Origin of the sequence: Maribacter litoralis (genome assembly GCF_003075045.1) — a bacterium.
Classification (GTDB): Bacteria; Bacteroidota; Bacteroidia; order Flavobacteriales; family Flavobacteriaceae; genus Maribacter; species Maribacter litoralis.
Genome location: NZ_QCZD01000014.1, coordinates 1 through 1,727 on the forward strand (window position 1 = coordinate 1; position 1,727 = coordinate 1,727).

Consider the following 1,727-nt stretch of genomic DNA (forward strand, 5'->3'; position numbering starts at 1 on the left):
GTAACCGTTGCACAAGTCGTTGATCAGAAACAAATACAAACGATATAAGCCTCTTTAAGGGGCTTTTTTTATGCTAAGCTAGAAGTTGAACGTGAATTTTCCGTGCGCCGGAGAAAGGCTTTTCACGTAGTGGACCATGATTTTTACGAATAATGGCAAGGCAAGCTTTCCTGCCCCACTTTTCGGGTGTTCGTTCTCGAATTTCAGGTACTTTTTGAGGTTGTAGGCAATGGCCGAGAGGTGCATGACCTTGTTCGCCTGTGCGAGCCCGATGGTATTTATCTTCCTCAGTCCCATGAACTGGGTCAAGGTTCCAAAAACGGGTTCTACCGTGCTCTGCCGCTTGCCCTTCATATACCGCCCCAGTGGGCTCTCCACCCGGGCGATGTTACGAAAATATTCCGCCCGATAGTAGGTGACGCCGAACTTCTTCTCCTGTGCGCTCTTGCCCAGGCAGCTACTGCGTATCGGGCACCCGGTGCAGATATGCTTTCGTGCGCGGTATTCCTTCTTTCTTGTTCCCGTGCGATGATCCCTGAACTCCTTGGTGAACGGTATCGTTTTCCCTTGGGGACACAGGTAGCTGTCGGTCCCCTGGTCATAAACGAAATTATCGGGACCTCCCTTGAACGTCCCGTGGGCGGGTATGAAGCTCTTGAGTCCCATGCTTTCCAAAAAGGCATAGTTCTCGCCACTGCTATAGCCCGTGTCGGCCACGCAGTTCTCAAAGACGAGACCCTGCTGCCATAATCTTCTTTGTAGGCGTTGTACGATATCCTGTAACTGCTGGTTGTCCTTGCCATCGGCATGGTACGCCCTGATATCGGTAATTACATGATGTGCCGTATCCACGCTCAACTGGCTAAGGTAGTTCAGCTTTCTTGCCTTGCCCGGCTTTACGCTTATCCTGGCATCGGGGTCGGTAGGACTGTAATGGGTCTTGTTGCTCGTATACTTCGCTCCCTTGTTGCCGGCACCGGGCCTTTGGTCCTGGTCCTTCGCCCACTTCTTGTTACGGCCCTTTATCGCGGAGAGCTCATTATCGTTGGCGGTAACACTTCGTTGCCCCTTATCCGACCTGTCGCCCTTGCTCTTGCGGTGTGGCGCTTCTTTGTCCATGGCGCTTATAGCACGTACTTTTTTCAAATGCTCGTCAAGTTCCTCTTCGGGGACTTTAAGCTCCAATGTATCCATACTCGCATTAGCCTTTACCGGTGCACTGTCTATGGTCTGTGTATGGCCGGCGACCATACCCTTTTCAACGCACATGGCAAGGACTTTGGTGAAGACCTCCTCGAATACACTTTCCGGGAAGAGCTGGCGCGTACGGCTTATCGTACTGTGCCAGGGAAGTTCCTCGTCAATGTCATAGCCTACGAAAAAAAGAATATCCAGGCGCATAGCGCAATGTGCCATCAGCCTTCGGTCGCTGATGATGTTCTCTAGGTAGCCCACCAAACAGAGCTTGAAGAAGACCACGGGGTCTATGCTCTTCTGGCCGCTCTCACCATAATAGGGACGAGTAAGCATATAAAGAAATTCCAAATCTAGGACGCCTTTCAAACGCCGGTAAAAATTGTTCTTGGGGATGCGTTCACTCAATTGAAATTGTGCAAATAGCTTTTCCTGGTAATCCTTTTTTCCCTGCATACCTAAAGTTAACGACCCAACGTTAAGATCACGTTGGCCCTATATGGTTTTTTCGTTAACTTGTGCAACAGGCACAA

1 protein-coding gene is annotated in these 1,727 nt (G+C 50.3%); it reads right to left on the reverse strand.

The genetic code is table 11. The features are described from left to right. Positions 1-78: 78 nt before the first annotated feature. A complete protein-coding gene (locus tag DCS95_RS20050) occupies positions 79-1,650 on the reverse strand; it encodes an IS1182 family transposase (RefSeq protein WP_244178503.1) in 1,572 nt (523 codons plus the stop codon). Positions 1,651-1,727: the final 77 nt, after the last annotated feature.

What these genes read in the sequence shown, in the direction of transcription:
- DCS95_RS20050 (WP_244178503.1), bottom strand. Translation starts at nt 1,650, where the DNA reads ATGCAGGGAAAAAAGGATTACCAGGAAAAGCTATTTGCACAATTTCAA.